We start from the raw sequence: 8,714 nt of genomic DNA on the forward strand, positions 1-8,714 counted from the left end.
TGGCAAGAATCTTGTCCAGGATACGGTAATACTTGTCATAGCCATTTCCTCCTTCTAAATTTGAAACACCCTAAAGATAAGGGGAAACGGCACTCCCTACGACATAAAACAACCCGTTCACACTGCAAGCGTCTTGCAGTCGCTCTGGAATCGTTTCGCCAAGGCATAAACCTTACGTTCGCTCACCGAATACTTTTCGGACAATACGGCCACAGCATACGAGACTTTTTCACCTTGATCGAGTAGGCGGGTATAGTCCGCGTACAGGTCGATATACCGGGCATCTTCCAGACGGATGCCGGCCGCCTGAAGCCTTTTCAACAGCTCCCGGTTAAAGTTTAATATCTCAATCACTTTCATACAACAAAAAAATTATATCTTTGCATCGCCAATCATTTTTTAGACAACAAAAAAAACGTCAAACCGTGACAGAGGGTATTTGCCCCCGGTCGCGCGGTTTGGCGTTTCATGTTTATAAAAGTGATTGGCGTTACTTTTTAACAGGCCGGGGGCTTTTTTCTTATCCTCCCCCGAAGGATTTATTCCACCCGGTACTTCTCCGGATCAAAAGCGTCTTTCTTCCTCCAGCCGTCAGACAGCGTGTCCTGAACATGCTTCATGGCTTTCGTGTAGAAATCGGTCAGTTCCTCCAGTGTGACGAACTCCCGATATTGGGGAACCTCATCCGTACCGAACTTGAATGTCACGGGAAGCGTAGCACCACCAGTCTGTACGGCCAGATCATACGCTGCCTTATAATTGAACTGGTTTTCACTTGACAGCCATACCGGCATACCTTCATAGAGAAAACCGGAAAGTATCTCACGGTCAATTTGCTCATTACACCAGTCTGTAATGACGGACTTTATAGTATCCATGTGAGGTCTGCCGACAAAGCCTTCCTCCATGTAGGAGGCGGATCCGTCCTCACGTTCCTGTACATCCCAGCGGATGCGCCATCTGTTGCGTGCCGGGCTCACGCACTCGATCAGTTTTATCCCGGATGTTCCTTCTACCCGTTTCATGTAAATATGTATTTAGTTCGACCCTTGCCGAAGGTTTCCGTCTTGATGGTGGTCTCGAACGGGAAGCCGTCGGGCATATCCTTCACTTGCAAGAGGATGTTCTTCATCTCCTCGCTGTTGGTAAAGAACTTTTTCGGTTCACCGTTCATCTCAATGGCCACGATACAGCGGTCCTCGCCCTGTTCGGTCTTGATGCCCGTCTCGAAGTCCTTCACCACAATCGGTAAGTTCACCAGCTCCCGGATGCTTACCACCACCCCGGGAAAACGTTTCTTGCCGTCCTCCGGCTTGTAGGAAACGTTCAAGTCTTTAAATGATCTCATGTCTTTGCCTGTTAATTTTTTAAACAACGTATGACAGTCGGCGTGCTTGGCCATCCCGTAGAACGACGCTATCAGCTCACGCCTCCTCCTTCTCGATTTTACCTCGTGCATTTTTCGGGCGAACTTCTGCTTGATGCGCTTGCGAAGGCGGACATGGTCCGCACCGAAAGTCACATACCCCAGAAAGTCGATGCCCTCGCCCGGCGGGAACACGCGCTCGTTCCCCTTCACCAGGAGACCGGCACACTCCATGCGCCCGTGGACGGCATCACGAATCTTCCACAGTTCCGCTTTCGTTTTACCCAGTACGACGCCGTCATCACAATAGCGGTAGAAATGACGCACGGCATACCTGTCCTTCAGATAATGGTCCAGATACACAGACAAAAGCAAATTGCCCAGCCCCTGCGAGCTGCGCAGGCCGATACTCAGACCTTCAGGCATCAGGCGGATAAAGCTCTCCAGCATGGTCACGAGCTTTGCGTCCTTGAACACCCGGCTGACGCAATACATCACAAAATCCTGCTTCACGCTCTCGTAGAATTTGGTGATGTCAAACTTGTAACAGTAACGTGTACCATCAGGGTCTTCGGCCATGTCACGGCGGACATACGCCAGGAGGTCGTGCATCCCCCGTCTCTTGATACTGGCGGAGGTGGTACGGATGAAACGTTTCCGCAGATGGCGGTCCACCACCGCCATGATGGCATGCACGGCGATGCGGTCCTTCATCGGGATCACCTGAATGCGGCGTAGCTTGCCGCCCTCGATGATCTCGCGTTCACGGTAGTCCTTCACGCGGAAAGTACCGGATGCGATCTGCGCGACCAGCTCCTCCAACACCTCGGGCTTATGCGCGAGCAGATAGCACCCCTGGCGGCTGCGTTTACGCTTGCTGCCGCGAAGGACCTGCCGGAAGGAAGCCTCCATGTTGGAAGGCTCCACGATCTCCTCGATGATATACCCAACCCTGCGCATAAATTACTGTTTATTGCTTTTAATACGGGGCCTTCAATCCCCCGGGCCCGGCTTCTTCGAACCGTTTCCGGCCTACCAAACCCTACCCGACACTTTATTTTTCAGTTTTCCGGCCCTTACGGACCGCTGTTACTGCGGCTTGCCCCCCTCGGCACCACGGTGGGGACAAGTCCCCGGTGTTGTACGCCGATTAAAATTTCCTTTCGATTGTTGTTCAGACGAGAACCGATGTTCGTGTTCGTATTCGAGGAATCGTTGTTCGCATTCGACATCGAAACACCGCCATTCGGGTTCGCGTTGTTGTTGCCACGATAGACCACACGGCCTATGGGGAGGCGCCACCTTTCAAATGCAAAAGTACTATTTTCAAATTATTATTTAACAAACAGATACAAAACCTGACGTCAAAAAAATATTTTTCGACGGGCTGACGCCCGTAATGAACGGCGTTCCCCTGCTCGGGGAACACCGGATGTTTTGTCGCTTCGCTCCCGCTTTGACGCTTTACGCGGCCGATCATGCAACCTCGCTTATCGCTTTAAACGCCACGGCGCTCGACGCCTTAACGAGCCGGCCGCGGAAGGCCAGACGAGAACCGATGTTCGTGTACGTATACGAGGAATCGTAGTTCGCATACGACAACGAAACACCGCCATTCGGGTTCGCGTAGTAGTGGCCACGATAGACCACACGGCTGGAGGCAGTGGATATGTAGTAGATGTCGCAGTAATTTGTCGAGGAGGAACCCGAAACGGAACCCACCGGAATCACGTCCATATATTTGCCATGCGCCACGGCGGTAATCCAGATACCGGAGCTCACGGAACCCTTAACCAGGCGGGTACTGCCGTCAGGCATCCAGATGCGCCACTTCCCGGAATTGCCCGTGTCATTAGGAAGATCCACGCCGTCCATCATGTCATATTTATGACCATAGATGTCCTCGTAGCCAAGGCAGCAAATATTATTCACCTGCGTAACCGTGGCCCCGCCGTAGTCATCCTTCTCACGGTACCACGCATACTGGTGGACGGAGTTTTCTATCAGGCTGTTCGTCACATTAGGGTTGATTGAGGAGGCTTCCTCGTAGCCGATCGTGTCCGTCATACCGCGGCTGGCAGTACCACCCGTAGTACGGTTGTTCGTGTGAGAGCCCGCGCCGCATTGTTCCTGGCTGTCACGACGACCGTACTTCGCGTAGAAAAGATTCGCGATGCGCGAGTGCATAAGGGCATCAATCTGCTGCATACCGCGCTGGACACTGTAATAGTGGAAATCAGCCCAGGTCATGCTCGCCGTAGTGCTCCCGCCGGTAATGCAGGCGCGAAGTTTGGAACCGACAACACTGCTGCCCACAACGGCACACAAGTGCTCGTCATTAGGCACCCATTCGGGTTCCATATCCTCGATCCTGTCACTGTTAGAAAGGACAACCTTATCGAACTCTGCCGTGTTCAGAATGGAGAAGTGAAGAGCAGTGGCACCCTCCGGAACATCGGCAATCAGGTACATACCGGCCTCGAACTTGTTGCTCAAGGTAGGGACGACGATTGAACTGATGACCGTGCCGGAATCGTCTGTGAAAATGCTTCCGACAAGGCTTGTACCGGGAACGCTCGGGAAACGCACACGCTTGTAACCGTCCACGTTCACCTTGCATACCGAATACGTACTGTCAGTACTGTAGCTGTTCGAAAGCGTATCCTTTCCGCTCATGATCTTACGACCGGAAAGATAACCGCCACTCGTGCCCTTAATGTCGTCAAGCGTAAGGACGTCAGCATCCGGAACGGAAGGCATGTTATCCGAACCGTTACTGCTGTAACAGGAGTAATGCTTGCCGTTCAGGTAATCATTGATACCCTTGCTCCAGAAGAAGGGCTCGTACATCATCCAGTCACCTTCAGTGCCGTCCAGTCTGGCAGCCGTGCCGTCGGCGTACTTGTTGCTGTCCGTGTCGTCCAGCGGGTAGTAGGTCATCTCACCGTCCAGGTTGTTCACCGTGGTATCAACGTTCGCCATGTTCACACCCCGCGTCGTCGCTTTTTTAGTCACTTTAGCAAGTACACGGTGACGCTGCTTCAGGATGGCGGAAATATGACCGCTCACCTCATACGCGTTGTCATACTTGTAGCCGGTACCGTTGTCAAGGTTGCTCACGTTCGCGTCATCCGATACCTCGTCGTCGAACTCGATCATCGTGTATTCCGGCTGCCGGATATTCAGTTCCGGGAAGTGCGCCTTCAGAGCGCTGTACGTATCGTCATCAATGTAGCGCGTGAGCTGTACCGTACCCACCAAGGCGCACGTGTCCGTAGTGTTGCCATCGGAATCCACACCGCCCATCCCGACAAACTTATCCAGCCACGTACCGTCATCCTCGCGGTCAATACCGGTTACTCTGATACGTTCCACACCCGTGCAACGGCCCAGCAGGGTTTCCCAGTCAATACCTGGACAACTGTCAAAGATGAAGGTCTTCACCTTGCTGTAGCTTTCCAATGTCAGCCCGCCGGTGGTCAGTCTGCCCAGATATTCCAGACGGAGGCTGGTCAGTGTACCGGGAAGGTGGAGCAGCGTCACGGGAGAACCCTTGGCTAGCACCACGCTCTGCACCTGCGTACCGCGGGCCTCAAGTTCTTCCAGCTTGGTCTGCGCACTCAAATCCAGCTCGGTACTGGTACTTCCCCCGGTTTTCGCCTGTGCCTGGTTACGAAGGTTGAGTTTACGTAGCTGCTTGCAGTTGCCGATGTTCAACCACCAGCCGGTACTGCCGTTGCCGGAACTTTGAAGGTTCAGTTCGCGCAGCACGGTACATTTGCCCAGGTCGAAAGCGTTTTTCAGGTGGTCGGCGGCCCCGCTCATATCCAGCACCTTCATACGGCTCGCGCCATAAACCCTCAAGGGATCGTTCACCGTATAGGCACCGGTGATGGAAAGGCTCGCAGCCGCATCTTTCTTGATGATGCCGGTATTCCCTATATTCGGGCTGTTGTTCGTACCGTAGCCGAAAGCATAAACCTCGTTGGCCGTAATCTTCAGCACGTCGGGGGTGTCAGCAGCCGTACGTGCCAGATAGAGGTCGATGTTGTCACTGGTGAAATTGCTCGTGCCGTACTTGGCATCCAGAAGGGCGAAACGATTACGCACGAAATATTCACGGTGCGCACGGTTACTGCCCTGAAGGGCGTAGATGAACGGCCACACCTTGCCGTACATCTCCTGCGTGGCGGGCAGGATGTACTTCAGCTCGCCGCTCTTGTTATAGGCACGGTCGCACCAGTTGCCCGCCTGCTCCACGTTCAGCATGTCCAGGACACGGCTGGTGGTAAGTACACCGCGAAGAGCCTGCGCCTGTGTCTTCAGGTCAGCGTCCAGGTTGGCCAGAACGAGGTTCCAAAGCCAGCTGTCACGGCCTTCAAAGGCATATTTCCCGGCCTCGGCGTCATAAGTGTCGCGGTCGGTGGTGTAGTCATACACCAGGAAACAGTCGTTACGTTTTCCCATCTGGGTATCACCGTCGTAGTAGGTGATGTACCATATCAGGCCGTCCCACGTGCGCAGCATCATGTTCTTCGCACGCTGGTCAACGGCAAGGAAATAGTCCGTCCAGAGGTAATACGTCAGCAGGAAAGCCTTGTCGAAATAGTCACTTATCTCGTCCCTGAACTTCTCGCTCTTAAAAGTGGAGAGGTCGGCGCTCGTCGCACCGTCCGGAACACACGAGCGTATCCATGCGTACAGCCGTTTCACGGCCGTACGCTGCGACTCGTCAAGGCCCGCCCATTTCACATCATCCGGAACGTTGGTCTCGGCACCGGCATCAAACACCTCCTCCAGATGAGCGTCACTTGTGGTCTTGAAAAGGCACATGGCCTCGGTATTGTTCAGCATTTCCAGAGTGAGGGGACAGGCAGGATCGTAACCCTCCACGCCACTAAGGCCGAACAGGTCGCCGCTCTTGCTTTTCTCGTTGTTGAAGTTGTATTGCCCCACATAGTTGTTCTCGCCGTCCTCCGCAGCCGCCACAAACATGTCGATAGGCACACCGTCGATAGCGGTACGCACGGTGACCGCGTTCAAATCGCTGCCGCCCGTCTCGTACTGGTAACGCTGCGGAGGGGTGAGAAGCCCCATCTCCTTCAGCACGTCGTTGAACAGTTTGGCACCGCCTGTGTTCAGCGACATGGACGAGTCGGAATAATCACTCTTCAGACAGATCAGGTTCATGGCGATGCCACCGGGACGGACGGGATATTTCTTTTCCGCCTGCTCCTTGCCGCCAACGGTGAAGCTAAGGTTCGTGCCGCCCTTGCTGATATAGATACGGATGTTCTTGCTCGGATATTTCGTGGAACTGGTACCCTGAATACGGATATAACAGTCACGAAGCACGAAGTCGTATTCGGATCCGAAAGGGGAGTAATAGAAGATATCCGCCGAAAAGTCCGTCTTCTTGTTGTTCTCGGCATACACGTCATCGAGCTTGTTCTGGCGCACGATACGCAGCACCCCTTGCCCTTGGCACGCAGCTTGTCCATATCCACAGTGTCGGTATCACCCAGGATATCGTTCTCCTCATACAGCGCGATCATCTCCTCACCGTCCGCACTGTCCACCATCCGGTTCTCCAGTTCCTCGTCGTCACTCAACCGGCGGGTATAGATACGCACGCTCTTTACCTCCACGTCCGCCCCGGCGCTGTCAATGGTGATATATTTCGGATTGTCCTGGCGGAAGCTGAAGGCGTTGTCGTAGATGTCGGCACCGGTACGGTTGCCGTCCACATAAAGCTCCATCAGACGGCTCTCATTGCGGGTACCCACCATGAGGGCCACCTTGATCCACCGGTCTTCCACATAATTCGTGCCCAGCTTGATCTCACGCTCCACCAGCTCGTCGTCCTCGTTGGTATAGGACACTTTCTCACCGGTCTTGAAACTCGCTTCCGAAGGGGTGATATAAAGCCCCTTGCCACTGTCGAGACAGTCCACAACTGCGGTATCGCTGTCAGTGGGATTGCTTACCCGGAGGGTCAGTTCAATGGTCAGCCCCGTACTTTTCACATCGGTGGCAAAGGGCCGGTAGCCGATGACGGCTTTCGCACCGTTGGTCAGCTTCAGCGCCTCACCCGTCCAGCCGTTGCTGCTCCAGTCAAAACCCTCGAACGTGGTCTCCACGCCGTTCGACTCCCATGTTCCGGGGTTACTCTCCCCGTTGCTGCGGCCCGCCGCGTCAAGCTTGACCGCCAGGCCGTAGGTGGCCTCGCTGATATCGATACCGCTCTCACCCACGTCGATGCGCAAAGTGTACCCGGTCGGACCGGCTTTCAGGACAAGCGTCTGCGTGCCTTCCTCGGTAAACCGGTTACTGTAGGTCATCATGCTGCGGGGAGCGCTCACGGTACTGCTCTTGACGCCGTTTTTCCAGAACTCCACTTCAGCGGGCACACGGTCGGGATCATAGGCCACCCAGTCGAAAGTGAGCTTCTCGTAGCGGCCGGCTTCAAGGACCGGCTCCAGATGCTCGTCCCGTCCGAGGACATGCCCGTCGGCATGAATGAGCTTCAAACCGATGAAGGGCGCGCCGGTTCCGGCCTTCAGCAGGTCGATATGGATGCTCTCGCTTTTCAGCGTGAGGTCGTCAGTTTCCATCTCGGCCACCAGCTGGGCGGTATGCCGCCCCACGGACAGGCCGGTCATGGAAACCTCGAAACTGCCGTTCGTCGTGCCGCTGCGGGTGACCGTATGCGCGTTCTGCTGTACACCGTCCACGTACAGGCTGACGGTTTTCGTGCCGGTACCGCTCACGGCGTAGGGTATACTCGCGGAATCATAGGTACCGTAACCGCCGTTCTGGATGGTGGCCGCCAGGGTTTGTAACCGCAGGGAAAGGGACAGGGTGACGCTCTTCACGCTCACGTACGCCTGCTTCTTCTGCGCCTTGCCCGTGGTGGGATCGGTAGTCTCGGCAATGACGTAGATGTCGCTCGTGCCCACCAGCAGGTATTTGGTCAGGTCAAGGGTATAGGTACCCTTGCTCACTTCCTTCAGCGAGGAGGAATAAGTGGTGGTCGTCCCGCGCTTCACCTGGATGGTGACGGTCGCTTTCTGTCCGGTACTGCTACCCTTGTCATCACCGCCGGCAACCTGGTGGTCATAGGTATAGGTAAGTTTCACCGCTCCGCCTTCCTTCACGGTTTTCTTGTCGGTCTCGGCAAGCAGCACGATCTTGGTGGTGGAGGACTCACCGCCGCCACCGCTGCCGGCCGGGATGTCAACGCTCGCGATCTCCGCCCCGCTCTTGTTGGTCAGCGCAAGGCGGACACTGCTCTCGTCGTCGCTCACTTCCGCGCTCATGCCGAACACGGTACCGGCTTCCACCTCCT

Annotated in this window: 3 protein-coding genes and 1 pseudogene; all 4 read right to left on the reverse strand. The window is 55.0% G+C overall.

Annotated elements, in window-relative coordinates:
- Positions 1-117: 117 nt before the first annotated feature.
- Entirely contained in the window at positions 118-360 is a 243-nt protein-coding gene (locus tag HMPREF9007_RS11915; protein WP_008761778.1) for a hypothetical protein, read from the reverse strand.
- A gap of 179 nt (positions 361-539) precedes the next feature.
- Positions 540-1,025: a hypothetical protein gene (locus tag HMPREF9007_RS11910; protein WP_004326022.1), complete on the reverse strand. Its 486-nt coding sequence runs from the start codon at positions 1,023-1,025 to the stop codon at positions 540-542.
- Positions 1,022-2,326 (reverse strand): reverse transcriptase domain-containing protein, encoded by a 1,305-nt coding sequence (locus HMPREF9007_RS11905; RefSeq protein ID WP_004326023.1) that lies wholly within the window; start codon positions 2,324-2,326, stop codon positions 1,022-1,024. Before HMPREF9007_RS11905 ends, HMPREF9007_RS11910 begins: the two co-directional genes overlap by 4 nt.
- A gap of 516 nt (positions 2,327-2,842) precedes the next feature.
- Positions 2,843-8,714 (reverse strand): annotated as a pseudogene (locus tag HMPREF9007_RS11900) (hypothetical protein); the annotation flags it as partial.

Origin of the sequence: Bacteroides sp. 1_1_14 (assembly GCF_000162515.1) — a bacterium.
GTDB lineage: Bacteria > Bacteroidota > Bacteroidia > Bacteroidales > Bacteroidaceae > Bacteroides > Bacteroides thetaiotaomicron.